The 26,614-nt window shown below is 73.9% G+C and carries 23 protein-coding genes, 1 tRNA gene and 1 pseudogene; 17 read left to right on the top strand and 8 right to left on the bottom strand.

The annotated features are described in order from the left end of the window. Nucleotides 1-2: 2 nt before the first annotated feature. The 4 genes from thrC to argS all read right to left on the bottom strand — a co-directional run bounded on the left by thrC (nucleotide 3) and on the right by argS (nucleotide 5,708). Complete coding sequence (gene thrC, locus ET471_RS01155; protein ID WP_129186229.1) at nucleotides 3-1,073, bottom strand: threonine synthase; 1,071 nt, start codon at nucleotides 1,071-1,073, stop codon at nucleotides 3-5. A 1-nt stretch (nucleotide 1,074) separates the two neighbouring features. Next, nucleotides 1,075-2,394: a homoserine dehydrogenase gene (locus ET471_RS01160; RefSeq protein WP_129186230.1), complete on the bottom strand. Its 1,320-nt coding sequence runs from the start codon at nucleotides 2,392-2,394 to the stop codon at nucleotides 1,075-1,077. A 222-nt stretch (nucleotides 2,395-2,616) separates the two neighbouring features. Further along, nucleotides 2,617-3,954: a diaminopimelate decarboxylase gene (lysA, locus tag ET471_RS01165; protein ID WP_242496362.1), complete on the bottom strand. Its 1,338-nt coding sequence runs from the start codon at nucleotides 3,952-3,954 to the stop codon at nucleotides 2,617-2,619. Between the two features lie 50 nt (nucleotides 3,955-4,004). After that, nucleotides 4,005-5,708, bottom strand: a complete 1,704-nt coding sequence (gene argS, locus ET471_RS01170) for an arginine--tRNA ligase (RefSeq protein ID WP_129186231.1) — start codon at nucleotides 5,706-5,708, stop codon at nucleotides 4,005-4,007. Nucleotides 5,709-5,887: 179 nt separating this feature from the next. On the opposite strand from argS, the gene ET471_RS01175 reads away from it, so the two are divergent. The 15 genes and pseudogenes from ET471_RS01175 to ET471_RS01245 all read left to right on the top strand — a co-directional run bounded on the left by ET471_RS01175 (nucleotide 5,888) and on the right by ET471_RS01245 (nucleotide 20,489). Beyond that, a tRNA-Arg gene (locus ET471_RS01175) sits at nucleotides 5,888-5,960 on the top strand. Nucleotides 5,961-6,091: 131 nt separating this feature from the next. Beyond that, nucleotides 6,092-6,514, top strand: a pseudogene (locus tag ET471_RS18730) (substrate-binding domain-containing protein); the annotation flags it as partial. A gap of 152 nt (nucleotides 6,515-6,666) precedes the next feature. Next, entirely contained in the window at nucleotides 6,667-7,077 is a 411-nt protein-coding gene (locus tag ET471_RS18735) for a substrate-binding domain-containing protein (RefSeq protein ID WP_280949894.1), read from the top strand. Then, a complete protein-coding gene (locus ET471_RS01185) occupies nucleotides 7,074-8,105 on the top strand; it encodes an ABC transporter permease (RefSeq protein WP_129186232.1) in 1,032 nt (343 codons plus the stop codon). The genes ET471_RS18735 and ET471_RS01185 overlap by 4 nt, the downstream gene beginning before the upstream one ends. Further along, a complete protein-coding gene (locus tag ET471_RS01190; protein ID WP_129186233.1) occupies nucleotides 8,102-8,878 on the top strand; it encodes an ATP-binding cassette domain-containing protein in 777 nt (258 codons plus the stop codon). The genes ET471_RS01185 and ET471_RS01190 overlap by 4 nt, the downstream gene beginning before the upstream one ends. Before the next feature lie 156 nt (nucleotides 8,879-9,034). Next, the gene (locus ET471_RS01195; protein WP_129186234.1) at nucleotides 9,035-9,505 is read left to right on the top strand and encodes a hypothetical protein; all 471 of its coding nucleotides are present in this window, start codon (nucleotides 9,035-9,037) and stop codon (nucleotides 9,503-9,505) included. Nucleotides 9,506-9,574: 69 nt separating this feature from the next. After that, nucleotides 9,575-10,189, top strand: coding sequence for a SigE family RNA polymerase sigma factor (locus ET471_RS01200; RefSeq protein WP_242496363.1), 615 nt, complete (start codon nucleotides 9,575-9,577; stop codon nucleotides 10,187-10,189). Then, entirely contained in the window at nucleotides 10,186-10,704 is a 519-nt protein-coding gene (locus tag ET471_RS01205; protein WP_129186235.1) for a hypothetical protein, read from the top strand. The genes ET471_RS01200 and ET471_RS01205 overlap by 4 nt, the downstream gene beginning before the upstream one ends. Nucleotides 10,705-10,790: 86 nt before the next feature. Further along, a complete protein-coding gene (locus ET471_RS01210) occupies nucleotides 10,791-12,032 on the top strand; it encodes an MFS transporter (protein ID WP_129186236.1) in 1,242 nt (413 codons plus the stop codon). Between the two features lie 282 nt (nucleotides 12,033-12,314). Further along, nucleotides 12,315-13,991 (top strand): potassium-transporting ATPase subunit KdpA, encoded by a 1,677-nt coding sequence (gene kdpA, locus ET471_RS01220; RefSeq protein ID WP_129186238.1) that lies wholly within the window; start codon nucleotides 12,315-12,317, stop codon nucleotides 13,989-13,991. After that, complete coding sequence (gene kdpB, locus ET471_RS01225) at nucleotides 13,988-16,060, top strand: potassium-transporting ATPase subunit KdpB (protein ID WP_129186239.1); 2,073 nt, start codon at nucleotides 13,988-13,990, stop codon at nucleotides 16,058-16,060. Before kdpA ends, kdpB begins: the two co-directional genes overlap by 4 nt. Continuing rightward, complete coding sequence (kdpC, locus tag ET471_RS01230) at nucleotides 16,060-16,671, top strand: potassium-transporting ATPase subunit KdpC (protein ID WP_129186240.1); 612 nt, start codon at nucleotides 16,060-16,062, stop codon at nucleotides 16,669-16,671. Before kdpB ends, kdpC begins: the two co-directional genes overlap by 1 nt. An 87-nt stretch (nucleotides 16,672-16,758) precedes the next feature. Continuing rightward, nucleotides 16,759-18,276: an MmgE/PrpD family protein gene (locus ET471_RS01235; RefSeq protein WP_129186241.1), complete on the top strand. Its 1,518-nt coding sequence runs from the start codon at nucleotides 16,759-16,761 to the stop codon at nucleotides 18,274-18,276. A gap of 93 nt (nucleotides 18,277-18,369) precedes the next feature. Beyond that, nucleotides 18,370-19,275: a methylisocitrate lyase gene (gene prpB, locus ET471_RS01240; RefSeq protein WP_129186242.1), complete on the top strand. Its 906-nt coding sequence runs from the start codon at nucleotides 18,370-18,372 to the stop codon at nucleotides 19,273-19,275. 65 nt (nucleotides 19,276-19,340) lie between these two features. Next, the gene (locus tag ET471_RS01245; RefSeq protein ID WP_129186243.1) at nucleotides 19,341-20,489 is read left to right on the top strand and encodes a bifunctional 2-methylcitrate synthase/citrate synthase; all 1,149 of its coding nucleotides are present in this window, start codon (nucleotides 19,341-19,343) and stop codon (nucleotides 20,487-20,489) included. Here ET471_RS01245 and ET471_RS01250 read toward each other — a convergent pair. After that, nucleotides 20,479-21,192 carry an MBL fold metallo-hydrolase gene (locus ET471_RS01250; RefSeq protein ID WP_129186244.1) on the bottom strand — a complete coding sequence of 238 codons (714 nt, stop codon included), beginning with the start codon at nucleotides 21,190-21,192 and terminating at the stop codon, nucleotides 20,479-20,481. The genes ET471_RS01245 and ET471_RS01250 overlap by 11 nt on opposite strands. 101 nt (nucleotides 21,193-21,293) lie before the next feature. Here ET471_RS01250 and ET471_RS01255 point away from each other — a divergent pair, with 101 nt between their 5' ends. Both ET471_RS01255 and ET471_RS01260 read left to right on the top strand, forming a co-directional pair. Further along, the gene (locus tag ET471_RS01255; protein ID WP_129186245.1) at nucleotides 21,294-21,863 is read left to right on the top strand and encodes a TetR/AcrR family transcriptional regulator; all 570 of its coding nucleotides are present in this window, start codon (nucleotides 21,294-21,296) and stop codon (nucleotides 21,861-21,863) included. Beyond that, nucleotides 21,860-22,495: a CYTH domain-containing protein gene (locus ET471_RS01260; RefSeq protein ID WP_129186246.1), complete on the top strand. Its 636-nt coding sequence runs from the start codon at nucleotides 21,860-21,862 to the stop codon at nucleotides 22,493-22,495. The genes ET471_RS01255 and ET471_RS01260 overlap by 4 nt, the downstream gene beginning before the upstream one ends. A gap of 24 nt (nucleotides 22,496-22,519) precedes the next feature. On the opposite strand, the gene ET471_RS18315 is transcribed toward ET471_RS01260, so the two are convergent. The 3 genes from ET471_RS18315 to ET471_RS01275 form a co-directional block, all read right to left on the bottom strand. After that, nucleotides 22,520-23,893, bottom strand: coding sequence for a M15 family metallopeptidase (locus ET471_RS18315; protein ID WP_242496364.1), 1,374 nt, complete (start codon nucleotides 23,891-23,893; stop codon nucleotides 22,520-22,522). 262 nt (nucleotides 23,894-24,155) lie between these two features. Continuing rightward, nucleotides 24,156-25,211 carry a hemolysin family protein gene (locus tag ET471_RS01270; RefSeq protein ID WP_129186247.1) on the bottom strand — a complete coding sequence of 352 codons (1,056 nt, stop codon included), beginning with the start codon at nucleotides 25,209-25,211 and terminating at the stop codon, nucleotides 24,156-24,158. Nucleotides 25,212-25,219: 8 nt separating this feature from the next. Beyond that, nucleotides 25,220-26,536: a hemolysin family protein gene (locus tag ET471_RS01275; RefSeq protein WP_129186248.1), complete on the bottom strand. Its 1,317-nt coding sequence runs from the start codon at nucleotides 26,534-26,536 to the stop codon at nucleotides 25,220-25,222. Nucleotides 26,537-26,614 lie beyond the last annotated feature (78 nt).

Here is a 26,614-nt window from a genome sequence, read left to right on the forward strand (position 1 = left end):
CGTTACTCCAGACCCAGCGCGTCGGCGATGCTCACGACGTCGGCGGACACGCGCGTCGGGGTGACCTCGCCGCCGTCGGGCGTGCGCAGCGCCCAGGACGGGTCCTTCAGGCCGTGGCCCGTGACGGTGACGACGATGCGCGACCCGGCCGGGACGAGACCCGCGGCGGCCCGCTTGAGGATGCCCGCGACGCCCGCGGCGGACGCCGGCTCGACGAAGACGCCGACCTCGGCCGACAGGATGCGGTGCGCGGCGAGGATCTCCTCGTCCGTGACGGCCTCGATGACGCCGCCGGACTCGTCGCGCGCCGCGACGGCCTGGTCCCAGGACGCCGGCTTGCCGATGCGGATCGCGGTGGCGATGGTCTCGGGCTCGTCGATCGGGTAGCCCTTGACGAGCGGCGCGGCGCCCGCGGCCTGGAAGCCCCACATGACCGGGGCCTTGCTCGCCGGGCCGTCCGCGGCGTACTCCACGAAGCCCTTGCGGTACGCGGTGATGTTGCCCGCGTTGCCGACCGGCAGCGCGTGGATGTCGGGGGCGTCGCCGAGCGCGTCGACGATCTCGAAAGCGGCCGTCTTCTGGCCCTCGATGCGGTCGGGGTTGACCGAGTTCACGAGCTCGACCGGGTACGCCTCGGCGAGCTTGCGGGCAGCGATGAGGCAGTCGTCGAAGTTGCCGTCCACCTGGAGCAGCAGGGCGCCGTGCGCGATGGCCTGCGAGAGCTTGCCCATGGCGATCTTGCCGTCCGGCACGAGCACCGCGCAGGTCATCCCCGCACGCGTCGCGTACGCGGCGGCCGACGCGGACGTGTTGCCCGTCGAGGCGCACACGACAGCCTTCGCGCCGCGGCCCGCGGCGGCCGAGATGGCCGTCGTCATGCCGCGGTCCTTGAAGGAGCCGGTCGGGTTCATGCCCTCGACCTTGACCCACACGTCGGCGCCCGTGCGGGCCGACAGCGCCGGCGCGGCGACGAGCGGCGTGCCGCCCTCCCCCAGCGTGACGATCGTCTGCTGCACGTGGGCGGGCAGCCGGTCGGCGTACTCGCGGATGACGCCCTGCCACTGATGTGCCAACTCAGGCTCCTTCGACTCGCAGCACGGAGATGATCTTCCGCACGGACTCCAGCGCCGCGACGGCGTCCACCGTCGTGGCCAGCGACGCCTCGCGCGCCGCGTGGGTGGTGATGATGAGGGTCGCGGCGCCGGACTCGTCCTCGGTGTGGGACGACGCCTGGCGGACCGTGTCGATCGAGACGCCGTGGTCGGCCAGCACGCCCGCGACCTGCGCGAGCACGCCCGGCCGGTCGGCGACCGCGAGGCGCACCTGGTAGCGCGTGATCGCGGCCTCGGGCGGCAGCACCGGGAAGCGCTGGTCCTTCGACTCGCGCAGGCCCTTGCCGCCCGTGAGACGGCGGCGCGCGGCCGAGACGACGTCGCCCAGCACCGCCGACGACGTGGGGCGGCCGCCGGCACCCTGGCCGTAGAACATGAGGTCGCCCGCGGCGTCGGCCTCGACGAAGACGGCGTTGAACGCGCCGCGCACGCTGGCCAGCGGGTGCGTGTCCGGCACGAGCGCCGGGTGGACGCGCACCGAGATCTCGCCGTCGTCGACCTTGCCGAGCACCTCGGCGACCGCGAGCAGCTTGATGACGTAGCCGGTCTTCTTGGCCCACTCGACGTCGGCGGCGGTCACGCCGCTGATGCCCTCGCGGGCGACGTCCTTGAGGGAGACGCGCGTGTGGAACGCGAGGCTCGCCAGGATGGCCGCCTTCGCGGCGGCGTCGTAGCCCTCGACGTCGGCCGTCGGGTCGGCCTCGGCGAAGCCGAGCGCCTGGGCCTCCTTGACGGCCTGCTCGAGCTCGAGGCCCTCGCTCGCCATCTTGTCGAGCACGAAGTTCGTGGTGCCGTTGACGATGCCGAGGATGCGGCGCACGTGGTCGCCCGCGAGCGACTCGCGGATCGGCCGGATGATCGGGATCGCCCCGGCGACGGCGGCCTCGTAGGAGAGGTCGACGCCCGCGGCGTCGGCGGCCTCGAAGAGCTCGGGGCCGTGCTGGGCCAGGAGCGCCTTGTTCGCGGTGACGACGGCGGCGCCGGACCTGAGCGCGCGCAGGATCGCCGTGCGGGCCGGCTCGATGCCGCCCATGACCTCGACGACGATGTCGGCGCGGCCGGCGAGCTCGACCGGGTCCGTGGTGAGCAGCGCGCGCGGGATGCGCGCGTCGAGCTCCTGGTCGACCGAGCGGACGGCGATGCCGACCAGCTCGACCGGGGCGCCGACGCGCGCCGCGAGGTCGATCGGGTTCGTGACGATGCCGAGCGCCACCTGGCTGCCCACCACCCCACAACCGAGCAGTGCGACGCGCACAGGGGCCGGGCTGGACGTCTCGGGCACGGAGCACCTCCGGGTCGACGGGGATGTCGGGGCAAGGATAGGGCGTCCCGCGGACCGGGACGGGCGCCGTCCGGCACCCGGTCACCGGGCGGCAGGCGCGGGCCGGCGGTTCCGCTTCGGGTCGGCGGATCCGCTTCGGGTCGGCGGCTCCGCTTCGGGTCGGCGGATACGTCCACCGACCCGGAACACAACCACCGACCCGGCGACCTCGGGGACCTGTGATCAGCCGACGTCGAGGGCCAGCAGGTCCTCCACCGTCTCGCGGCGCACGAGGACGCGCGTGGCGCCCTCGTGCACCCCGATGACCGGGGGGCGCGTGAGCAGGTTGTAGTTGGACGCCATCGAGCGGCCGTAGGCGCCCGTCGCGGCGACCGCGAGCAGGTCGCCCGGGCGCACGTCGCCGGGCAGCAGCACCTCGTCGACCACGATGTCGCCCGACTCGCAGTGCTTGCCCACGACGCGCACGAGCGCGAGCGGGGCGTCCGAGCGGCGGTTCGCGATCTCCGCGTGGTACGCCGCCCCGTACAGGGCGGTGCGGATGTTGTCGCTCATGCCGCCGTCGACGGAGACGTAGAGGCGCGTGAAGGTCGAGCCGTCGTCGGCCGTCACGAGGACGGGCTTGACCGTGCCCACCGTGTAGACCGTGATGCCGGCCGGGCCGACGATCGCGCGGCCGGGTTCGATCGAGATCCGCGGCAGGGGCGTGCCGAGCTCGGCACACGCCTCCGCGACCGCCTCGGCGATCTCGCGCGCGACCTGGGACGGGTCCAGCTCGGTGTCCTGCGGCAGGTAGGCGATGCCATAGCCGCCGCCCAGGTCGACCTCGTCGACCAGCACGCCCGTGCGGATGCCCAGGTGCGCGCGCAGGCGCAGCACCGTGCGGGCGGCCTCCGCGAAGCCGGCGGCGTCGAGGATCTGCGAGCCGATGTGCGAGTGGATGCCCAGGAGCCGCAGCGAGGGCCGCTCCAGGATGCGCAGCAGCGCGAGCACGGCGGGCGAGTCGCCGCCCTCGGGCCCGGCGTTGACCGACAGGCCGAACTTCTGGTCCTCGTGCGCCGTCGAGATGTACTCGTGGCCGCCCGCGTGCACGCCCGTGGTCACGCGGACCATGACGGGGGCGACGACGCCGCGGGCCGCGGCGAGGTCCGCGAGACGGTCGATCTCGCCGAACGAGTCGACGATGATGCGGCCCACGCCCGCGTCGAGCGCGGCCGCCAGCTCGGCGTCGGACTTGTTGTTGCCGTGCAGGCCCAGCTCGGCGCCGGGCACACCCGCCGCGAGCGCGATGGCGAGCTCGCCGCCCGACGCCGTGTCGACGCGCAGGCCCTCCTCGCGCGCCCAGCGCGCGACCGCCTTGGTCAGCAGGGCCTTGCCCGCGTAGTAGACGTCGACGCCGGTGCCGACGGCCTCGAAGGCCCGGCCGAAGGCGTCCACGTAGGTGCGGGCGCGGGCGCGGAACTCGCCCTCGTCGAGCACGTAGGCGGGCGTGCCGTGCTCGGCCGCGACGCGCGGCGCCGGGACGCCCGCGACGACGAGCGCACCGGCGTCGTCGTCGCGCACGGCAGAGCGTGGCCAGGGCGTGCCGGACGGGCTGGCCACGGGCTGGCCGCTCACATGCGCTCCGGCGCGGACACGCCGAGCAGGCCGAGGCCGTTGGCGAGCACCTGGCGGACGGCGTCGTTGAGCCACAGGCGCGTCCGGTGCGTGTCCGTGACGGCCTCGTCCGGGTACGGCAGGACGCGGCGCTGGGCGCCCGACTCGTCCTTGGCCTGGTACCAGGAGTGGTAGTCGCCCGCGAGCGCCTCCAGGTAGCGCGCGACGCGGTGCGGCTCGCGCAGGGCGGCGGCCTCGGCGACGATGCGCGGGAACTCGGCCAGGCGGCCGAGCACGACGGCCTCGCTGGGGTGGTCGAGCAGCGCCGGCGCGAAGCCGTCCGCACGCACCACGCCGCGGTCGGCGGCGTTGCGGTCCACGGCGGCCGTGCGCGAGTGCGCGTACTGCACGTAGTAGACGGGGTTCTCGTTCTTCTGGCTGGCCAGCAGGTCGAGGTCCAGGTCGATCGTGGAGTCCGCGGCGAAGCGGGCCAGCGAGTAGCGGGCCGCGTCCACGCCGACGGCGTCGACCAGGTCGTCGATCGTGATGACGTTGCCCGCACGCTTGGACATGCGGACCGGTTGGCCGTCCTTGACCAGGTTGACGAGCTGGCCGATGAGGATCTGCAGGTTCTTGTGCGGCTCGTCGCCGAACGCGGCGCAGACGGCCATCATGCGGCCGATGTACCCGTGGTGGTCGGCGCCCAGCATGATGATGACCTCGTCGGCGCCGCGCTCGCGCTTGTCGAGGTAGTAGGCGATGTCGCCCGCGATGTAAGCGGCGTCGCCGTCGGACTTGATGACGACGCGGTCCTTGTCGTCGCCGAAGTCGGTGGTGCGCAGCCAGGTGGCGCCGTCGGCCTCGAAGACGTGGCCCTCCTTGCGCAGGCGCTCCACGGCGTGGGCGACGGCGCCGGACTCGTGCAGCGAGTCCTCGTGGAAGTAGACGTCGAAGTCGACGCCGAACTCGTGGAGCGACTTCTTGATCTCGCCGAACATCATCTCGACGCCGCGGGCGCGCAGGGCCTCCTGGGCCGCGGCGTCGTCGGTCAGCGTGGCCGGCGCGGGCTCGCCGTCGGCGACCGCGGCGGCCGTGACGGCGTCGGCGATCTCCTGGATGTAGGCGCCGCCGTAGCCGTCCTCGGGAGCGGCCTCGCCGCGGGCCGCGGCGAGCAGCGAGCGCGCGAAGCGGTCGATCTGCGTGCCGTGGTCGTTGAAGTAGTACTCGCGCGTCACCTGGGCGCCCGACGCCTCGAGCACGCGGGCCAGCGAGTCGCCGACGGCGGCCCAGCGGACGCCGCCGATGTGGATCGGGCCCGTCGGGTTCGCGGAGACGAACTCGAGGTTGATGTGCTTGCCGGCCTCGGCCTGGTTGTGGCCGTAGGCCTCGCCCGCCTCGACGATCGAGCGGGCGAGCTCGCCCGCGGCGGCGGCGTCGAGCGTGATGTTGAGGAAGCCGGGGCCGGCGATGTCGACCTGCTTGATGCCTGCGACGGCCGCGAGGCGGGCCGCGAGCAGCTCCGCGAGCGCGCGCGGGTTGGTGCCCGCCTTCTTCGCGAGCTGGAGCGCGACGTTGGTGGCCCAGTCGCCGTGCTCGCGCTGCCGCGGTCGCTCCACGTGCACCGACGCCGGGACGGCGGCGGGGTCGAGGGCGAGGGTGCCGTCGGCAACAGCCGAGGCGAGGGCGGCGCTGAGCGCTCCGGAGAGCTCGTCGGGGGTCACGGGCCGATTCTACGTGGGCGCGAGGAGGTGACTTCTGCCCGGCAGTTCGTCGTCAGACCGTGCACCCGGGCGCACGGTCTGACGACGAACTGCCGGGGTGACCGCGCCCGCGGGGGTCGATGCCCGACGCAGGCGGCGGGGCTGGTAGTCTCGTGCCCGCTGCCCGTCAGGGCGGCTCCGCGCCTGTAGCTCAGTGGATAGAGCGTCTGCCTCCGGAGCAGAAGGTCGGGGGTTCGAGTCCCTTCAGGCGCACTTCTCTTGACGGCCCGTGACCTGCATCCCAGGTCACGGGCCGTCTCGCTTCGCCGGAGGGCCTCCGGCGCGACAGGCGTGCACCGCCACGTGCTGGGGCGGTCCTCGGGCGTTCCGGCTACCGTCGAGGGATGCATCGCACGCGACCGAGGGCGCGTGGTCTCGTCGCGCTCGCCGTCGCCCTCCCGCTCGCGCTCCTCAGCGCGTGCAGCCTGCCGGACGCGACGGCGCCGGGCGTCGTCGCCACGGGCCAGGCCCGCGACGTCGAGAACCTGACCTTCGCCGTCATCACGCACGCCGGATCGGGCGACGAATTCTGGGACCGCGTGCAGTCGGGGGCGCGGCAGGCGGCGGCGGACTACGGCGTGACCGTGCAGTACTCGTCGTCGCCCGACCCCGGGCAGCAGTCGCTGCTCGTCGACCAGGCGGTGGCCTCGCACGTCGACGGCATCGTCGTCTCGATGGCGAACCCCGACGGGCTCGAGACGAGCGTGCGGCAGGCGGTCGCGGCCGGGATCCCCGTGGTGAGCATCAACTCCGGGCTCGACGACTGGCAGCGCTTCGGCGCGATCACGCACATCGGCCAGAGCGAGTCCATCGCCGGGCAGGCCGCCTGCGCGACGAGGGCGCGACGAACGCCATCTGCGTCATCCACGAGGCGGGCAACGTCGGGCTGGAGCAGCGGTGCAGCGCGGCCGCGCAGGCGATGGGCGGCCGGATGCGCAACGTCCAGGTCGACGTCGGGAACCCCACGGCGGTGGCGAGCACCATCACGGCGAGCCTCCAGCAGGACCCGACCATCGACGCCGTCCTCACGCTCCAGGGCGCCGTGGCCGTGCAGGCCGTGCAGGCGGCGCGCGAGGCGCACAGCGACGCGACGATCGCCACGTTCGACCTGTCCACCGACGTGCTCAAGGCGATCCTCGCCGGACAGATCAGCTTTGCCATCGACCAGCAGCCGTTCGTGCAGGGGTACCTGGGCGTCACCACCCTGTACCTGCACGCGCTCAACGGGAACGACGTCGGCGGCGGGCAGCCCGTCTACTCCGGGCCGGCGTTCGTCACCAAGGACAACGCCCAGCAGGTGCTCACCTACGCCGAGCGGGGGACGCGATGAGCGAGGCCGTCCACGACGAGCGGCTCGCGCCGACCTCGCCCCTGACCCGGCTGCTGCGCCGCCCGGCCGTGAGCGCGGGCGTCGCCGCCCTGGTCATCTTCGTCTTCTTCTCCCTGACCACCACCACCTTCGCGTCCCCGGCGGGAGCCGCGACGTGGCTGGAGTCGGCCGCGACCATCGGCATCATGGCCGTGCCCGTCGGGCTGCTCATGACGGCCGGCGAGTTCGACCTGTCCGCCGGGGTCATGGTCGGGTTCTCGGGCCTCGTCACCGGCGTGCTGACCACGCACTACGGCGTGGACGTGTGGCTGTCGATGGCGATCTCCGCGGTGATGTGCGTCGCCGTCGGGACGCTCAACGGGCTGCTCGTCACGCGCACGCGGCTGCCCAGCTTCATCGTCACGCTCGGCACGTTCTTCGTGCTCCAGGGCATCAACCTCGCCCTGCTCAAGGCGATCATCGGGCAGGTGTCGATCCAGGGCATGAACCAGGTGCCCGGCTTCCGGTCGGTGCAGTGGGTGCTCGCGTCGCGCACGGCCATCGGCGGGATGCAGGTCCAGGCGGCCGTGTGGTGGTGGCTGCTCGTCGTCGCGCTCGGGACGTGGGTGCTCACGCGCACGCGGTACGGGAACTGGATCTTCGCCGTCGGCGGGGCGTTCGAGCCGGCGCGCGAGGTGGGCGTGCCCGTCAAGCGCACCAAGGTGGCGCTGTTCATGGCGACGGCGTTCTGCGGGTGGTTCGTGGGGCAGGTCGCGCTGTTCCGGTTCGGCACCGCGCAGAGCTCGTCCGGCATCGGGCAGGAGCTCGTCTACATCATCTGCGCCGTCGTGGGCGGGTGCGTCATGACGGGCGGCGTCGGGTCCGCCATCGGGCCGGCGCTCGGCGCGCTCATCTACGGCATGGCGAACCTCGGCATCGTGTACGCCGGGTGGGACAACAACTGGCTCAAGGCGTTCCTGGGCGTGATGCTGCTGCTCGCCGTGCTGCTCAACAACTACATCCGCGAGCGCGCCGAGGGCCTGCGGTGACGGCGCTCATCGAGGCCCGCGGGCTGGGCCGGCGCTACGGCAACGTCGTCGCGCTCGATGACGTGTCGACGCGGGTCGACGCCGGGGCGGTCACGTGCATCCTCGGCGACAACGGCGCCGGCAAGTCGACGCTCATCAAGATCCTCGCGGGCGCGCAGCCGCACGACTCCGGCGAGCTGCTCGTCGAGGGCGAGGCCGTGACGTTCCAGCGGCCCAAGGACGCCCTCGACCGGGGCATCGCGACGGTGTATCAGAACCTCGCCGTGGTGCCGATGATGCCCGTGTGGCGCAACTTCTTCCTCGGCTCGGAGCTGACGAAGGGCACGGGGCCGCTGCGGCGCCTCGACGTGCGCGAGATGAAGCGGGTCACGCGCGACGACCTCGCGAGCATGGGCATCGACCTGCGCGACGTCGAGCAGCCCATCGGCACGCTGTCGGGCGGCGAGCGGCAGTGCGTGGCCATCGCGCGGGCGGTGCACTTCGGTGCGAAGGTGCTCATCCTCGACGAGCCGACCGCGGCGCTGGGCGTCAAGCAGTCCGGCGTGGTGCTGCGCTACGTCGCCGCCGCGCGCGACCGCGGGCTCGGCGTCGTCTTCATCACGCACAACCCGCACCACGCCTACCTCGTGGGCGACCGGTTCCTGGTGCTGCGCCGCGGGCGCAGCATCGGCAGCTGGCTCAAGGGCGACGTGACGGCCGCGGAGCTCACGGCGCTCATGGCCGGCGGCAGCGAGCTCGAGGACCTCTCGCACGAGCTGGGGACCGCGCTGTAGTTGCCTTCCGTGAGCCGATCTGCATAGCCCTCTGACCTGCGGTCATAGGTGGTCACGGAATGGTTGAGAGCAGTTTGGGCCAAGTTTTCGTCACCTGTGCGACGCCTGCCGCGCCCGGGTTAGGACGCTCGGCAAAGAGTCCGTAACTTCATGGTCATGACGAAGAACCGCCTCCCCCGTATCAGTGCGGCACTGCTCGCCGGCGCCTTCGCCGTCGTGCCCGTGGCCGCGTCCGTCGCTCTCGCTCCCTCCGCCGCTGCCATCGCGCACGTCGAAGGCGAAGAGGTCGAGACCAACCCCGTGCACGACGAGCTGGGCATCGCCCCGCTCTCCCTCGACCTCGACGACGCCGACGCCGACGTCCAGTCCGACGTCGAGTTCATCGACGAGGACGGCAACGTCGTCGACCGCGACGTCGACGTCGTCGACCGCTCGGAGCTGAACCGCCGCGGCATCGACCCGCTGACCGAGGACGCCGAGCCCGTCTCCCTCGAGATCGCCCCGATCTCCGCCGAGGTGGGCGGCGGCCTGCCGACCGCCGCGATCGTCGCGATCGCCGCCGGTGGCGTCGCCGTCGTCGGCGCCGGTGCCGGCCTGGGCCTGCGCGCCCGCAAGGCCAAGGCCTGACGTGACCGCCCGGCGGGGTGCGACGGCCACGCCGTCGCACCCCGCCGCGCCACACCCGCGGGAGTGTCGATGACAATGGGAGTCGCGGTCGACCGGCCGCACCTCGACGCGCCCCCGAGCGGACCCACCGTGCCCACCACCACCGACGACGAGTTCGCGGCCTTCATGGCCGACGCCTCGCCGGGCCTCGCGCACACCGCGTGGCTCCTCACGGGCGACGAGCACCAGGCCGAGGAGCTCGTCCAGGAGGCGCTGACCCGCACCTTCCTCGCGTGGCACAAGGTCCGCTCCCGCGACCCGCACGCCTACGCGCGCCGGGTCCTGGTCGGGCGCCGGCTCAACGACAAGGTCAAGCGGCAGCGCGAGCGGTCCTACGACCCGCCCGCCCTGCCGGACGGCACGGCCGAGAGCGGCGAGCACGCCGTGATCGACCGCGACCGGCTGGTGCGCGCCCTGGCCACCCTGACCCCGCGGCAGCGACGCATCGTCGTGCTGCGCCACCTCATCGGCCTGAGCGAGCAGGAGGTCGCCCACGACCTCGGCGTCTCGCTCGGCACCATCAAGTCGACCTCGTCGCGCGGCCTCGCGCAGCTCCGCGCGGTGCTCGAGTCCGCCGACGACGCCGCCCGCTCCCCGCACCCCGGTACGGCACAGCACGACGGCACAGCAAGGAGGACGCCATGACCGCCCACGACGACGCCCTCGTCGCGACCCTCAGCCGGCTCGCCGCCGCCGCGCCGACCATCGACGTCGACACCTCCCGGGTCGTGTCCACGGGACGCCGCCGCCGCGACCGCCGCCGGTCCGTCGCCACCGCGTCGCTCGGCCTCGTCGTCCTCGCGGGCGTCGGGTTCTCGCAGGCCTCGGCGTGGACCGCCGACCCCGTCGTCAGCGCGCACGAGCCGCTGCGGCTCGACGACTCCGGCCGTGTCGCGGACGCCCCCGCACGCTCCGGCGTGCCCGAGCAGTCCGTCGCGCCCGCGATCGCCCCGCTCGGCGTCGACGTCGCGACGCCCGAGCCCGCGGCGCCCGAGCCCGCGACCACCGACGCCGCCACGGATGCCGTCGTCGACGCCGGGGCCGCCGGCGACCCCGCCGGGCTTCCCGCCGCGCTGGCGGTCGGGCTCGGCGCCGCCGGCGTCGGAGCCCTCGGCGCGGGAGCGTTCTTCGCGCTGCGCTCGCGGCGCCACGCGGCCTGAGCCCGGCCCTCCGGTTGCGCGCCGAAACCGGCGCCGCAACGAGCCATCTGGTCAGGTCGGAGGCCCGCTCTCCGTAACGTTGAACGGTGGCGAAGAACAAGTACCTCAACGGCGTCCTGCCGATGGCGCTGATCAACTTTGCGATCGGCTCCGTCTACTGCTGGACCCTGTTCAAGGCGGACATCTGGGCGCACACGGGCTTCGGCCCGGCGGTGACGTCGTGGAGCTTCTCCATCGCCATCTTCGTGCTCGGCATGTCGGCCGCGTTCGGCGGCAAGCTCGTCGAGAAGAACCCCCGCCGGTCGGCGTTCTGGACCTTCGTGATGGTCACGCTCGGCTGGTTCGTCACCGGGTTCGGCATCCAGACGCGCTCGGCGCTCGTCACGATCCTCGGCTTCGGCGTCATCCAGGGCATCGGCCTGGGCCTCGGGTACATCACGCCGGTCAAGACGATGATGATCTGGTTCGACAAGCGCAAGGGCCTCGCCGCAGGGCTCTCGATCGCCGCGTTCGGCGTGTCCGGCGTGCTCATCAACCCCCTCGTCGCGTTCCTGCTCGACCGCCTGGCGGTCTACACGGCGTTCTACGCGCTCGCCGCGATCTTCGGCGTCGGCCTGTTCGCCGCCGCCCGGCTCCTGTGGCGCCCGCCGGCGTCGCAGGAGGACATGGAGGCCGAGAAGTCCGTCGCCACGGCCACGTTCTCGGTCAGGTCGGTCGTCCTGTCGAAGAAGTTCGTCTTCCTGTGGATCGTCTTCTTCCTCAACATCACCGGCGGCCTGGCGCTCATCAGCCACGAGAAGCAGCTCTACAACGCCGCCGGCCAGACGGCGATGGGCATGATCCTGCTCTTCGTCATGGTCACCGCGGCGAGCAACGTCATCGGGCGCGTCGCGCTGGGCGCCTACCAGGACCGGACGGCGAACAAGCACCAGCCGTTCTACGTCATGACGATCGTCTCGATCGCCGCGACCGCGTTCGCCGCCCTGTTCGCCGACTCGATCACCGTCACGTTCGGCCTGGTCATCGTGATCCAGTTCATGTTCGGCGTCGGCTTCGCCTGCATCCCGAACGTCCTCCACCAGAACTGGGGCATCTCCCGGCTCTCCACCGTGCACGGCCTGATCCTCAGCGCGTGGGCGGCCGCGGGCCTGGTCGGCAACCAGATCTCGTCGTTCTTCCTCGACGGCCCCGGCGCGCAGTACCTCTACCTGACGCTGGTGGTGCTGTACTCGCTCCAGCTGGTCGCGCTGTTCGTCTGGGTGCGCGTCCGCACGACGGACCGCGTCGAGGCGGAGCGGGCGGCCCGCCGGGAGGCCGCGCTGGTGTGAGCGCGCCCCTCCGCACCGATCGTTGAGGGCCAGGCGCCTGCCTCCCCAGGGGCCTCGGTAGGCTCCCCTCCCATCGGGTCACGGTGGCCCGGTGGCGTCCGCCGGAGGGGAACGTGCTCGACCTGGCGTACCTGGTTCTCGTCGTCGCGCTGCTCGCCCTCGTCGGGGCGTTCGGGAAGGCGCTGACGAAGCTGTGACCGTCCTGGGCGTGCTCGCCGTCGTCGCCGGAGTCGCGGCCGTCGTCTACGCGTTCGTCTGGCTGTGCCGCCCGGAGAAGTTCTGATGACGGGCTGGGCGCTCGCCGCGGCGAACCTCGCGACGCTCGTCCTGGTGCTCGCGCTGGCGTACCGGCCGCTGGGCGACTGGATGGCCCACGTCTACACGTCGGAGACGCACACCCGGCCCGAACGGCTCCTCTACCGGGTCGCGGGCGTGAACCCCGCGGGCACGCAGACGTGGCAGGCCTACCTGCGCGCGATCCTGCTCTTCTCCGCGGTGGGCATCGTGCTGCTGTACGCGCTCCAGCGCGCCCAGCACCTGCTCCCGTACAGCCTTGGCCTGCCGAGCATCGCGCCCGACCTCGCGTTCAACACCGCCGTGAGCTTCGTGGCCAACACCAACTGGCAGTCCTACTCCCCCGAGCAGACCGTCGGGTACACCGTGCAGGCCGCGGGGCTCGGGGTGCAGATGTTCCTCTCGGCGGCCGTGAGCATGGCCGTGGCCGTCGCGCTGGTCCGCGGGCTCGCCGCGCACGCCACGGGCACGGTCGGCAGCTTCTGGGTGGACCTCGTCCGGTCCGTCACCCGCATCCTGCTGCCGATGGCGCTCGTCACCGCCGTCGTGCTCCTGGCAGGCGGGGTGATCCAGAGCTGGGGCGGGTTCACCGACGTCACGACCGTCGCGGGCGGGACGCAGAGCATCCCCGGCGGGCCCGTCGCCTCGCAGGAGGCGATCAAGATGCTCGGCACCAACGGCGGCGGCTTCTTCAACGCCAACAGCGCGCACCCGTTCGAGAACCCGACGCCGTGGACGAACCTCTTCCAGGTGTTCCTGCTGCTCGTCATCCCCGTGTGCCTCACGCGCACGCTGGGCACCATGGTGGGCGACCACCGCGCCGGGCGCGTGCTGCTGTGGACGATGGTCGCGCTGTTCCTGCTCGTGTACGTGGCCCTCACGGCGTTCGAGCTCGCCGGGGCCGGCACCGCCCCGCAGCTCGCGGGCGGTGCCCTGGAGGGCAAGGAGCAGCGCTTCGGCGTCGTCGGGTCGACGCTCTTCGGCACCGCGACGTCGGGCACCACGGGCGGCGCGGCCAACTCCATGCACGGCTCGTACACGGCGCTCGGCGGCCTGATGCTGCTGCTCAACATGATGATGGGAGAGGTCGCGCCGGGCGGGGCGGGGTCGGGCATCCACGCGATCCTCGTCATGGTGGTCATCGCGGTGTTCCTCGCGGCGCTGCTGCTGGGGCGGGCGCCGGTGTACCTGGGCAAGCGGCTCGGGGTGCGCGAGCTCAAGCTCGTCAGCCTGTTCATCCTCGTCATGCCCGTGCTCGCGCTCGGCGGCCTGGCGGTGAGCCTCGGCATCCCGTCGGTGCGCGCCGGGATCGTGGCCGGCATGGGCAACGAGGGCGCCCACGGGCTGTCCGAGGTCATCTACGCGTTCGTCTCGGCGGCGATCAACAACGGCTCGGCCTTCGCGGGGCTGTCCGCGAACACGCCCTGGCTCAACACGTCGCTCGCCGTCCTCATCCTGCTCGGGCGGTTCCTGCCCATCGCGCTCGCTCTCGCGCTCGCGGGGTCGTTCGCCCGCCAGGAGCCCACGACGTCGGCGTCGGTGGAGCTGCCCGTGCACCGCCCGCAGTTCGCGGGGCTGCTCGTGGCGGTCGTGCTGTTCGTCGCCCTGCCGATGTTCCTGCCGTACCTCATGCTCGGCCCGCTCGCCGAGGGGGTGGGCCGATGAGGGTCCTGCTCGACGCCCTGCGCAAGTGCGACCCGCGCGTCCAGTGGCGCAATCCGGTGCTCATGGTCGTCGAGGCGTGCGCGCTCGTCGCCACCGTCTACGCCCTGTGGGAGCTCGTCACGGGGACGACGCCGACGTCCGGCGGCGGCGACCTGCCGACCGGCTTCCACGGGGCGGCGGCCGCCTGGATGTGGCTCACGCTGTACACGGCCAACGTCGCCGAGGCGCTGGCCGAGGGCCGCGGCCGCGCCCAGACCGCGGGGTTGCGCGCCGCGCAGGCCACCACGACCGCCCGACGCGTCCGCCGCTACGACCGGCTCGCCGACGCCGCCGCGCAGCACTGCGCCGTCGACGTCGTGAGCTCCGCGGAGCTGCGGCCGGGCGACGTCGTCGTCTGCGTCGAGGGCGACACGGTGCCCGCCGACGGCGAGGTCGTCTGGGGCATCGCGTCGATCGACGAGTCGGCGATCACGGGCGAGTCCGCGCCCGTCATCCGCGAGTCCGGCGGCGACCGCTCGGGCATCACGGGCGGCACGCGCGTCCTGTCGGACCGCGTGGTGTGCCGCGTGACCGTGCCGCGCGGCGACACGCGCGTGGACCAGATGATCGCGCTCGCCGAGGGCGCCCGCCGGCAGAAGTCGCCCAACGAGCTCGCCCTCATGGCGCTGCTGGCGAGCTTCACGATCTCGTTCCTGCTCATCGCGCTGACGCTCGACGCGGCCGCCTCCCCCGTCGCCGCGCCCGTGTCCATCCCGATCCTCGCGGCGCTCGTGGCCGCGCTCATCCCCACCGAGATCGCCGCGCTGCTCTCCGTGACGGGCATCGCCGGCATGTACCGCCTGCTGCGGTCCAACGTGCTGGTCTCGTCGTCCAAGGCGCTCGAGACCGCGGGCGACATCACCACGGTGCTGCTCGACAAGACGGGCACCATCACGCAGGGCGACCGGCGCGCGGCGCGCTTCGTGCCCGTCGGCGACGCCACGCAGCACGCCCTCGTGCGCGCGGCCGTGCTCGCCTCGCTCGACGACCCCACCACGGAGGGCCGGTCCACGCTCGACCTCGCCCGCGCCGGCACCCTCATGCCCGACGCCGCCCCCGGCGTCGGGCGCGCCGTCCCGTTCTCGGCGCAGACCCGCCTCTCCGGCGTCGACCTGCCCGACGGGACCATGGTCCGCAAGGGCGCCGAGTCCGCCGTGCTCGCGTGGCTCAAGCACGCCGGGCACCAGCAGCCGCGCGGCGTCGTCGCGGCGCTGCAGGCCGAGACGTCGGCGATCGCCCGCACGGGCGGCACCCCGATGGTCGTGGCCGTCAAGGCGCCGGACGTGCCGGGTCACGTGCTGGGCGTCATCCACTTCAAGGACGTCGTCAAGACGGGCGCGGCCGCGCGGTTCGCCCAGCTGCGCTCGCTCGGCGTCCGCACGGTCATGGTCACGGGCGACAACCCGCTGACTGCCCAGGCCATCGCCGCGGAGGCCGGCGTCGACGACTATCTCGGCGACGCCACGCCCGAGGCCAAGCTCGCGCTCATCAAGGCCGAGCAGGCCGGGGGCCACTTCGTCGCGATGAGCGGCGACGGCACCAACGACGCCCCCGCGCTCGCCCAGGCCGACGTCGGCGTCGCGATGAACTCCGCGACGGCCGCCGCCCGGGAGGCGGCGAACGTCGTGGTGCTCGACGACGACCCCACCAGGCTCGTCGAGATCATCGAGATCGGCCGCCGCTCCATGGCCACGCGCGGCGCGCTGACCACGTTCAACATCGCCAACGACCTGGTGCGGTACTTCGCCCTGTTCCCCGTGCTGTTCGTCGGCACGTTCCCCGGGCTGGACGCGCTCAACGTGCTGCGGCTCAGCTCGCCGGCGTCCGCGGTGATCTCGACGCTGATCTTCTCCGTCGTCGTCATCGGGGTGCTCATCCCGCTCGCCATGGTGGGCGTGCCGTACCGCACGGCCGACCTGGGCAAGGCGCTGAGCCGCAACCTGCTCTGGTACGGCGTCGGCGGCATCGTGTTCCCGGCCGTGTGCATCAAGCTCATCGACCTCGTCGTCTCGCTCTTCCCGGGGTACTGATGCGTTCCTCCCGCCTCGCCCGCTCCCTGTGGACCGCCGTGCGGCTCACGCTCGTGCTGACCCTCGTGCTCGGCGTGGCGTACCCCGCGGTCGTGTGGGGCATCGGGCGCGTCGCGTTCCCGTCGCAGGCCGCCGGGTCGCTGGTCCGCGACGCCGCCGGCGACGTCCGGGGGTCCGCCCTGCTCGGCCAGTCCTTCGCCGACGACGACGGGGAGCCGCTCCCCCGGTACTTCCAGCCGCGCCCCTCGGCCGCCGGGGACGGGTACGACGCGACGGCGTCGTCGGGCTCCAACCTCGGCCCCGAGGACGCCGGCCTGGTGGCCTCGGTCGCCGAGCGGCGCGCGGCCGTGGCCGCGTTCAACGGCGTGCCCGAGGCGGACGTGCCGGCCGACGCCGTGACGGCGTCGGGCTCCGGGCTGGACCCGCACATCAGCCCCGCGTACGCGGAGGTGCAGGTCGCGCGCGTGGCGGCGGCGCGCGGGATGTCGCAGGACGACGTGCGGGCGTACGTCGCCGACGCGACGTCGGGCCGCGACCTGGGCTTCGTCGGGGAGCCGCGCGTCGACGTCGTGACCCTGAACCTCGCCCTGGACGCGCGCGGCCAGGGCTGACCTCGGACCCGTGCCCGGCACGGGGTGCGGCGGGGGTAGCCTGCACGGAGTCCCGACACCGTCGTCAGGCCCCGGAGGACCCGCCGCATGATCACCCACCACGTCCGTGTGCACCGCAGCGACGAGAAGCTGCCCCGCGAGAAGCAGCTCGCGTGGCGCATCGCGGAGGTCGCCGCCGAGCACGTCGAGCCGACCGACGACGTCGTCGCCATGGTGGTCAACCGGGTCATCGACAACGCGGCCGTCGCGACGGCGAGCCTGGGGCGCGCACCCGTGCTGGCCGCACGGGCCCAGGCGGAGGCGCACGCGCCGTCGTCGGGCGGCGGCGGGGCCACGGTGCTCGGGAGCCCGCGACGCACCAGCCCCGAGTGGGCCGCGTGGGCCAACGGGGTCGCGGTGCGCGAGCTCGACTACCACGACACGTTCCTCGCCGCGGAGTACTCGCACCCGGGCGACAACATCCCGCCGCTCGTCGCGGTGGCCCAGCACTGCGGCCTCGACGGGGAGTCGCTCGTGCGGGGCATCGCGACGGGGTACGAGGTGCAGGTGGACCTGGTGCGTGCGATCTCGCTGCACGCGCACAAGATCGACCACGTCGCGCACCTCGGGCCGTCGGCGGCGGCCGGGCTGGGCACCCTGCTGGGCCTCGACGCCGGGACGATCGCCCAGGCGGTCGCCCAGGCCCTGCACACGACGACGGCGACCCGCCAGTCGCGCAAGGGCGAGATCTCCACGTGGAAGGCGTACGCGCCGGCGTTCGCGGGCAAGGCCGCCGTCGAGGCCGTGGACCGGGCGATGCGCGGGCAGACCAGCCCGGCGCCCATCTACGAGGGCGAGGACGGCGTCATCGCGTGGCTGCTCGACGGGCCGGAGGGCGCGTACGACGTCGCGCTGCCGGGGCCGGGCGAGGACCGCACCGCGATCCTCGACACGTACACGAAGGAGCACTCGGCCGAGTACCAGGCGCAGGCCTGGATCGACCTCGCGCGGCGGCTGGGCCGCGAGCGCCCCGAGCTGCGCGACCCGGCGAACGTCGACCGGGTCGTGCTGCACACGTCGCACCACACGCACGTCGTCATCGGCTCGGGGGCGGGCGACCCGCAGAAGTACGACCCAGGTGCGTCGCGCGAGACGCTCGACCACTCGATCCCGTACATCGTGGCGGTGGCGCTCCAGGACGGGGCGTGGCACCACGTCACGTCGTACGCGCCGGAGCGCGCGGCGCGGCCCGACACGGTGGCGCTGTGGCACAAGATCTCGACGGCGGAGGACCCCGAGTGGACCCGCCGCTACCACGCGACGGACCCGGCGCAGAAGGCGTTCGGGGGGCGCGCGGAGATCGTGCTGACGAGCGGCGAGACGGTCACGGCGGAGATCGCGGTGGCGGACGCGCACCCGCTGGGCGCCCGACCGTTCGCCCGCGCGGACTACGTGCGCAAGCTGCGCACGCTGGCCGACGGGGTGCTCGCGGACGAGGAGGTCGACCGGTTCCTCGCCCTCGCGGAGCGCCTGCCGGAGCTGCGCCCGGAGGAGCTGGCGGGCCTGACGGTGACGCCGCTGGTGGACCCGGCGGCGAGCGCCCCGACGACGCGGGGCATCTTCTGATGCCGCCCCGACGTTTCGCTGTCGTACTTCGTTGCGTTCTGGCGCTCATACCGCAACCAACGACGACATCGAAAGCGCGCTGAGGAGGAGCCGATGCTGTACTCCACGCTGACGCCGTCGGCCAAGCGCCGCGCCCTGCGCGCGCGCCTGCGCTCCGGCGAGCTGCTCGAGCTGCCCGGGGCGTTCAACCCGCTCGCGGCCCGGCTCATCCAGGACAAGGGGTTCGACGGCGTGTACGTCTCGGGCGCCGTCGTCGCCGCCGACCTGGGGCTGCCCGACGTCGGGCTCACGACCCTCACCGAGGTGGCGACGCGCGCGGGCCAGATCGCCCGGATGACGGACCTGCCCGCGCTCGTCGACGCCGACACGGGCTTCGGCGAGGCCATGAGCATGGCCCGCACGGTGCAGACGCTCGAGGACGCGGGCGTCGCGGGGCTCCATGTCGAGGACCAGGTCAACCCCAAGCGCTGCGGCCACCTGGACGGCAAGCAGGTGGTCGACGACGTCGTCGCGCTCCAGCGGGTGCGCGCCGCGGTCGGCGCGCGCCGCGACCCCGACCTGCTGGTCATGGCCCGCACCGACGCGCGCGGCGTGCTCGGGCTCGACGCCGCCGTGGACCGGGCGCGGGCGCTCGTCGACGCCGGAGCCGACGCCCTCTTCCCCGAGGCGCTCACGGGCCTCGACGAGTACGAGCGGTTCGCGGCGCTCGGCGTGCCCGTGCTGGCGAACATGACCGAGTTCGGCAAGACCACCCTGTACACGCGCGACCAGCTGCGCGACGCCGGCGTCGCCGTCGTCATCTACCCCGTCTCGCTGCTGCGCGTGGCGATGGGCGCGGCCGAGCGGGCGCTCGACGCCCTGCGCGCCGAGGGCTCGCTCGCGTCGCAGGTCCCCGCCATGCAGACCCGGGCCAGGCTCTACGAGCTGCTCGACTACGCCGGCTACGCGGGCTTCGACGACGGCGTCGCTCGCGCGGCGGGCGACCCGTCCGCCCCCTGAGCGCCTGACCCGCCCCCCTCGACACGCCCCGCGCAAAGGAGCGCCGCCATATGTCCGAACCACCCATGTCCGACCCGAGGACCGAGCCCGAGATCCACCCCGGCCTGGCGGGCGTCTACGCGGACACCACCGCGATCAGCCGCGTCAACCCCGACACCAACTCGCTGCTCTACCGCGGCTACCCCGTCCAGCAGCTCGCCGACACGCAGTCCTTCGAGGCCGTCGCGCTGCTGCTGTGGAACGGCGAGCTGCCCACCGACGACGAGCTCGAGTGGCTGCGCGTCAACGGCCGCCCGCACCGCCCGCTGCGCGACGACGTCCGCGCCGCGCTCGACGCCCTGCCGCCGGGCGCGCACCCCATGGACGAGATCCGCACGGCCGTGAGCGTCATCGGCGCCCGCGAGGGCGAGGGCGAGTCGCTGCACGAGGGCGGCGCGACGCGCGAGGAGAACGTGGCCCGCGCCCTGCGGCTGTTCGCCGCGCTGCCCGCGATCGTCGCCTACGGGCAGCGCCGGCGGCACGGCCTCGCCCCGGTCCCGCCGGACGAGTCCCTCACGTACGCGCAGAACTTCCTGTGGATGACGCACGGCGAGCTGCCCGACCCCGTGGTGGTCGACGCGTTCAACCGGTCGATGATCCTGTACGCCGAGCACTCCTTCAACGCCTCGACGTTCACCGCGCGCGTCATCGCGTCGACGCTCAGCGACCTGCACTCGGCCGTCGTCGGGGCGATCGGGGCCCTCAAGGGCCCGCTGCACGGCGGCGCCAACGAGATGGTCATGCACGTCTTCGACGAGATCGGCACCGCCGACGCCGTCGGGCCGTGGCTCGACGCGGCGCTCGCGGAGCACCGCAAGATCATGGGGTTCGGGCACCGCGTCTACAAGCACGGCGACTCGCGCGTCCCCACGATGCGGGCGGCGCTCGGGGCGCTCGTCGAGCACTACGACCGGCCCGACCTGCTCGCCCTCTACGAGGCCCTCGAGCGCGAGTTCGTCGAGCGCAAGGGCATCTACCCCAACCTCGACTTCCCGTCGGGCCCCGCCTACCACCTCATGGGCTTCGACACCCCGACGTTCACGCCGCTGTTCGTGGCGTCGCGCGTCGTCGGCTGGACCGCGCACGTCCTCGAGCAGCAGGAGCACAACGCCCTGATCCGGCCGCTGGCCGCGTACGACGGCGTGCCCGAGCGGGACGTGCCCGTCAGCCGCTGAAGCGCGCGAGCACGTCCGCGATCTCGCGCGTCCCGCGGTGCCACGGGGTGCCGTGCCCGGGGAGCACCCATGCGGCGTCGACCGTCGCGAGCCGGGCGTGCGAGGCGCGGGCGGCGTCCGGGTCGTCGGTGAAGGGTGCGGGCTGCGGTCCGGGCTCCCCCGTGAGCACGTGCCGGGTCGTCAGCGCGTCGCCGACGAACACGGCGTCGACGGCGGGCACGTGGACGGCGACGCTGCCCGGCGAGTGGCCCGGCAGCGCGACGATCCGGGGTGCGCCGGGCAGGTCGAGCACGTCGCCGTCGTGCACGGGCGTGACCTCGGTCAGGTAGGTGGTGCGCAGCCCGCCCTTGCGGGCGGCGTACCAGAGGAAGCGGGCGACGGCGCCGACGCGCACCCGGCCCCAGGCCGGCTTGGTCGACTCCTCGCCGCGGGCGCGCGCGGCGTCGGCCTCGCCGACGAACACGGGGACGCCGTGCTCGCGCCGCAGCCGCTCGGCGAAGCCGATGTGGTCGGTGTCGCCGTGCGTCAGGACGACGCCGCGGACGTCGGCGAGCGTGCGGCCCATGGCGGCGAGCTCGCGCCGGAGGTCGCGGAGCTGGCCGGCGAGCCCGGCGTCGACGAGCGTGACGCCGGAGTCGTCCGCGACCACGTAGGCGGCGACGAGGTCGTTCCCGACACGGTGGAGGTTCGGTGCCAGCTGCACGGCCGGCTCCCTTCGCGAGCAGGTACGGTCGATGATGGCTACGCTAAGTAGCCATCATGGCTAATGTCAATAGCCTCCGAGATGCCCCTGAAGGATCCCTGATGCCCACGCCCGGAAGGACCACGACGGACGAGGTCGTCGCCGCCGCCCGCGCCCTCGTCGAGGCCGGCGGCCCCGACGCGCTGACCATGCAGGCGGTCGCCGCGCAGGTCGGCGTCCGCGCACCCTCGCTCTACAAGCGCGTCCGCAGCCGCGAGCACCTGCTCGGCCTCGTCGTCGACGGCGCGACCCGCGAGCTGGCCGCGGCTCTCGACGCCGCGGCCGCCGCCGAGCCGGACCCCGCCCGCCGGATCGTCGCGCTCGCCCGCGCGCTGCGGCGGCACGCCCACGCGCACCCGCGCCTCTTCGGCCTGCTCTTCGCCCCGCTCCCGGCCGGCGCCGCTCCCCCGCGCGACGCGCTCCTGCCGGCGAGCGCCGCCGTCCTGCGCGCCTGCGAGGAGATGGTCGGGCCCGCCCGCGCGCTCGACGCCGCCCGCACCGTGACGGCCTGGGCCTACGGGTTCCTCACGATGGAGCTCTCCGGGGCGTTCCAGCTGGGCGGCGACCCCGCCGACGCGTTCGGGTTCGGCGCCGAGGCCGTCGCCCGGTCGATCGCTACGCTGGCGGCATGACCGACGAGACCCCGGGCTACGCCGACTTCGAGTTCGAGCGCCGGTTCCTGGTGCGCGAGCTGCCCGCCCCGCTGCGAGACACGCCCGCGCTCATCGTCCAGAGCTACTTCCTGTCCGACGGCGGGTACGCGCTCCGGGTGCGGGTCCAGGCGTCGGGCGTCGAGGCGCGGCTGACCGCGTCGTCCGACGCGCGCGACGTGCTCGCGCGGCACACGTCCGCCTTCGACTTCGCCGCCGTCACCGTGAAGGGGCCGAGCGTCGGGGGCACGCGCTACGAGGCCGAGCGCGAGCTCGAGCCGAGCGTCGGGGTCGAGCTGGTCCGCCGCGGGGGCGCGCAGATCCTCAAGACGCGCTACGCGACCTGGCTGGGCCAGGACGGCTGGGTGATCGACGAGTTCGGCGGCACCAACCACCCGCTCCTCGTCGCCGAGGTCGAGCGCTCGGGGCCTGTCGTCGACCTGCAGATCCCCGACTTCTGCGTCACGGAGCTCACGGACGACCGGCGGTTCTCGAACGAGTCGCTCGCCGTCGACCCGTACTCGCAGTGGGCGACGTCGTTCGCGCGGGAGCTCGCGACGACGGGTCCGGCGTTCCGCCAGGACTTCGGGGCCAACACGACCTTCGAGGCGTAGCGCCCCGGCCGCTCGGCGCTGGCCTCAGTGCCAGGTGGTGATCTGCTCGACGCCGGGCCGGAACTCGAAGTGCCACGGCTCGTAGTTGCCCTGGCCGCCGCGGCGCGCCCACGGCGGGTTCTCCCAGCCGTACGCCGCGCCGTTCTGCACGAGCCACTTGTAGGCGGCGGTGTTACCTGTGACCGACCCGGCGAGGTCGATGGCCAGGCCGAGGCCGTGCATCGACGTGCCGGGCTTGGCCGCGAGGTAGCCGCGCGACTCCTTGACCGAGTACTGGCGGCCCAGCGACCGGTAGCTGTCCACGAGCGCGATGTCCTGGCCGAACTCGTCGCGGAAGGCGTCGTTGAGCGCCGTCAGCGCGACCGCGGCGCGCGTCGAGAGCTGGTATCCCGGCGCGAACGGCAGGTCGCACAGCTCGGCGTCCGTGAGGTGTCCGTTCGTGCTGGTCACGGTCACGTTGGGGTCGCAGCCGGGCAGCGGGTCGTCCCGGTCCTCCGAGCGCGACGCCGCCGACACCTCGCGGGACACGTCGGGCGCGGCCGCCATGATGCCCGGGGCCATCTTCGGCGCCGCGGCGCGCGCCGTGACGACGTCGAGCGTCGAGGGGCCCGACGGGGCCAGGTCCAGCGCGAACGGCGACGTGCCGTTGCCGCTGCCCACGACCGGACCGCCCGGCGCCATGGGCGCGGCGATGGTCGCGGCGGCGAGCGCGCCGAGCACCGCGACGCGCGGCAGCCAGGCGCGGTGCCGCACGGGCTCCTCGGCGCGCTCGGTCGCCGGCTCGCGGCCGGCCCGCTCGGCCCGCGAGGGCAGCCCGGCGGCGACCGGGGTCGACATCGGCGCGGGGTTGTCCGCCTCGGGGGCGGGCGCCGGGGCGACCGCGGTGTCGGCCCGAGGGAAGAGAACGGGAGCCGGAGCCGCCAGGGGTACCGGGGCGTGGACGGGCGCGGAGAAGGCACGGGCGGGAGCCCCCAGCGGGGCCGGAGCCTGCAGCGGGACGGCGGGCCGGACGGGAGCCGGCACCGGCGGGGCCGCGGGCCGCGACGCCGGAGCGGGCGCCAGACGCGGCGCGGAGGCGGGGGCCGGCACGACGACCGAGGGGGACGCCGGCGGCGCGACGCGCGAGGGCTGCGGGGCCGCCGTCTGGCGCGGCGCGGACGGAGAGGCCTGCGGCGCGGCGACCGGCCGGCGCACCGACACGGACGGCACCACCGGGTTGCCGAGGACGGGGCTGACGGGCGCGGGCCCGTGGAACCGGATCCCGCCGACCACGACCGTGTCCCCGGAGTGGCCGCCGGCCCGCAGCGCCTCCTCGCGGGCCCGCTCCTCGGCCTCGCGGCGCTCGCGTCGCGTCATCAGGGCCGGGCGGGAGCCCGACGTGGCGCTCGCTGGCTCCACGTCCACCTCCCGTCCAGGTCGCCCGTCGCCGGGCGCCGCGCTTCGCTGCGTTCGCTGTGCTGCTGGTCAGGACGGTGGAAAACGATGCCCAGGCCGTCCGTCACGGAACCATAACGGCCCGGCCGGGTGAAGCCAAGCCCCTGGAACCAGGTCCACGGCCCGGGCCCGGCGCGGCCTGCGGCGTGTCGCGCCCGCCGTGACCCATCTCACGCCGGGGCGCAGCGGATCCCAGCCGGCCCACCGTCGGCCCGCGGCGGCGCGCTCAGCCGCGCGGGAGCCGCCGCTGCATGGCGTCGCGCACCTCGCCGACGAGCTCCTCGAGGATGTCCTCGAGGAACACCACGCCGGCGACGCCGGCGGGACCCTCGACGCGGGCCAGGTGCGCGCCCGTACGCTGCATGGCCCGCAGCGCGTCCTCCACCTCGTCCCCGGGCGCGACCGTCGCGAGCGCCCGCACGCGGAACGTCGGCACGGGCGTGTGCCGGTCGCCGCCGGTCGCGTAGAGCACGTCCTTGAGGTGCAGGTAGCCCACGACGTCGGGCGACGCCCCGCCGGGGGTCACGAACGGGAAGCGCGAGAACCCGGTGCGGGCGACGAGGTGCTCGACGTCGTCGGGCGTCACGCCCTCGGCGACCGTCACGAGGCTCTCGACGGGGACCATGACGTCGCCCGCCGTGCGCGCGGAGAACTCGATCGCGGAGCCGAGCAGGCCCTGCTCGTCGTTGAGGAGTCCCTCGGCCTGCGAGTGCTCGACGATCGACTGCACCTCCTGGGCGGTGAACGCGGAGGCGATCTCGTCCTTGGGCTCGACGCCGGCGAGCCGCACCGCGTGGTTGGCCACCCAGTTGAGGGCCACGATGACGGGCCGCATCACGCGGGCCACCATGACGAGAGGCGGCCCGAACCACAGCACCGCGCGCTCGGGCCCGGCGACCGCCAGGTTCTTGGGCACCATCTCGCCGAGCACCACGTGCAGGTAGACGACGACGGCGAGCGCCACGACGAACGCGACGGGGTGCACGAGGCTCTCGGGCACGCCGAGCGTGTGGAAGGGCCCCTCGAGCAGCGCGGCCACGGCGGGCTCGGCCACGATGCCCAGGCCGGTGGAGCACACGGTCACGCCGAGCTGGGCGGCGGCGAGCATGAGGGAGACGTGCTCCATGGCCCACAGCACCACCTGGGCGCGCCGCTCCCCCGCGGCGGCGCGCGGCTCGATGGCGGAGCGGCGCGCGGAGATGATGGCGAACTCGGCGCCGACGAAGAACGCGTTGCCGGCGAGCAGCAGCACGCCGATGACGATGGCGAGGGGGGTGCTCATCTCGTGCGTCACTCGGCCACCTCCGCCGGGAGGCCGAGCACGCGCACGCGCTCGGCGCGCCGCCCGGTCATGGACTCGACGCGCAGCCGCACGGTGTGCCCGCGCTCGGTCACCTCGACGGTGTCGCCCACGGCGGGCAGCCGGCCGAGGCGGGCCATGACCAGGCCACCGAGCGTCTCGTAGGCGGGGTCCTCGGGCACGAGGAGCCCCGTGGTCTCCTCGAGCTCGTCGGGCCGCATGACGCCGGGCACCACCCACGAGCCGTCCGCAGCCCGCACGGCCCCGGCACGCCGCGGGTCGTGCTCGTCGGCGACGTCGCCGACGAGCTCCTCGACGACGTCCTCGAGCGTGACGATGCCGGACGTGCCGCCGTACTCGTCCACGACGACCGCCATCTGCAGGCCGAACGAGCGCAGCTCGACGAGCAGCGGCCCCAGGCGCACCGTCTCCGGCACGCGGGGCGCGTCGCCCATGAGCGCGGCGGCGGGCACCTCGGCCCGCCGCTCGAACGGCACGCCGACGGCGCGGCGCAGGTGCACGATGCCCACGACGTCGTCGCGGTCCTCGCCGATGACGGGAAACCGGGAGTGCCCCGTGCGGCGCGCGAGCGCGATGACCTGGTCGGCGGAGTCGTCGCGCCCGACGACGGCCATGCGCAGGCGGTCGGTCATGACGTCGCGGGCGGAGAGCTCGTCGAGCTCGATCGAGTTGGTCAGCAGCGTCGCGACGCCGACGTCGAGGGTGCCCTCCTGGGCGGACCGCTTGACGAGCGAGAGCAGCTCGGGGGCCGAGCGGGCGCCCGAGAGCTCCTCGCGCGGCTCGACGCCGACGCGGCGCAGCAAGCCGTTGGCCGACCGGTTGAGCAGCAGGATGAGCGGCTTGGCGGTGCGCGTGAAGACGCGCAGCAGCGGCACCACCTGGCGCGCGGTGGCGTACGGCGCGGAGAGCGCGAAGTTCTTGGGGATGAGCTCGCCCACGACCATCGAGAACACGTTCACGACGACGAGGCCGAAGAACCCGGCGAGCACCGCGGCGAGGGTCGGTGCGACGGGCGTCGCCTGCAGCCCCGCCGAGAAGAGGTTCAGCAGCGCGGGCTGCGCCGTGTAGCCGAGCAGGATCGTGGTGATCGTGACGCCCACCTGGGCGGAGCTGAGCTCGATCGACAGGTGCTTGAGCCCGTCGCGCACGGACCGGTCCCGCCAGCCGTCACGGTCGCCGACGGTCGCGGGGTCCAGCGTGACCAGGGCGAACTCGCCGGCGACGAAGAGCGCGGTGCCGGCGGTGAGCAGCACACCGAGGGCGACCATCAGCCACTCGCCGGTCATGCACGGCTCCGGGGGACGTTCGTATGTCGGGGATCATCCATGGTGGCTCGATGTTAACGGCCAGGCACCCGGCTTCGC

It is taken from the genome of Xylanimonas protaetiae (assembly GCF_004135385.1).
GTDB lineage: Bacteria > Actinomycetota > Actinomycetes > Actinomycetales > Cellulomonadaceae > Xylanimonas > Xylanimonas protaetiae.

Coding starts and splice junctions, on each gene's coding strand:
- kdpB (WP_129186239.1), top strand. CDS start 13,988: ATGAGGGTCCTGCTCGACGCCCTGCGCAAGTGCGACCCGCGCGTCCAG.
- ET471_RS01270 (WP_129186247.1), bottom strand. CDS start 25,211: ATGAGCACCCCCCTCGCCATCGTCATCGGCGTGCTGCTGCTCGCCGGC.
- ET471_RS18735 (WP_280949894.1), top strand. CDS start 6,667: ATGGGCGGCCGGATGCGCAACGTCCAGGTCGACGTCGGGAACCCCACG.
- ET471_RS01205 (WP_129186235.1), top strand. CDS start 10,186: ATGACCGCCCACGACGACGCCCTCGTCGCGACCCTCAGCCGGCTCGCC.
- kdpA (WP_129186238.1), top strand. CDS start 12,315: ATGACGGGCTGGGCGCTCGCCGCGGCGAACCTCGCGACGCTCGTCCTG.
- ET471_RS01255 (WP_129186245.1), top strand. CDS start 21,294: ATGCCCACGCCCGGAAGGACCACGACGGACGAGGTCGTCGCCGCCGCC.
- ET471_RS01245 (WP_129186243.1), top strand. CDS start 19,341: ATGTCCGACCCGAGGACCGAGCCCGAGATCCACCCCGGCCTGGCGGGC.
- ET471_RS01200 (WP_242496363.1), top strand. CDS start 9,575: ATGACAATGGGAGTCGCGGTCGACCGGCCGCACCTCGACGCGCCCCCG.
- ET471_RS01260 (WP_129186246.1), top strand. CDS start 21,860: ATGACCGACGAGACCCCGGGCTACGCCGACTTCGAGTTCGAGCGCCGG.
- ET471_RS01275 (WP_129186248.1), bottom strand. CDS start 26,536: ATGACCGGCGAGTGGCTGATGGTCGCCCTCGGTGTGCTGCTCACCGCC.
- prpB (WP_129186242.1), top strand. CDS start 18,370: ATGCTGTACTCCACGCTGACGCCGTCGGCCAAGCGCCGCGCCCTGCGC.
- ET471_RS01185 (WP_129186232.1), top strand. CDS start 7,074: ATGAGCGAGGCCGTCCACGACGAGCGGCTCGCGCCGACCTCGCCCCTG.
- ET471_RS01195 (WP_129186234.1), top strand. CDS start 9,035: ATGACGAAGAACCGCCTCCCCCGTATCAGTGCGGCACTGCTCGCCGGC.
- ET471_RS01235 (WP_129186241.1), top strand. CDS start 16,759: ATGATCACCCACCACGTCCGTGTGCACCGCAGCGACGAGAAGCTGCCC.
- kdpC (WP_129186240.1), top strand. CDS start 16,060: ATGCGTTCCTCCCGCCTCGCCCGCTCCCTGTGGACCGCCGTGCGGCTC.